At 37.1% G+C, this 299-nt stretch carries 1 protein-coding gene; it reads left to right on the top strand.

Annotated features, from left to right (window positions below; genetic code table 11):
- Positions 1-59: 59 nt before the first annotated feature.
- The coding region (locus D0T87_RS24105) for a reverse transcriptase domain-containing protein (protein WP_370526974.1) at positions 60-299 on the top strand (240 nt) is incomplete at its 3' end.

The following is a 299-nucleotide window of genomic DNA, read 5'->3' on the forward strand; positions in this document are numbered from 1 at the left end:
AGGAAAAAAAAAAAAAAAAAAATAAAAAAAAAAAAAAAAAAAAAAAATTTCTACATGCAGTGTTCGATAAATGGCTGCAGGAGTTTCACTCTATTATGGCGTTCGAGCGGTATTGTGATGACATTGTCCTTCACACCCGCAGTTTAGAACAGTCATACTTTATACTTAACGCTGTCAGGAATCGCTTCAAGCAACATCATCTGTCGCTGAACGAGGAGAAGACCAAAATAGTATATTGTGACCGTCATGCCCGTTTCCATAAGGAATCCAAGGACGTTTCCTGTTCATTCGACTTTTTG

This window comes from Bacteroides sp. 51, from assembly GCF_010500965.1.
Classification (GTDB): Bacteria; Bacteroidota; Bacteroidia; order Bacteroidales; family Bacteroidaceae; genus Bacteroides.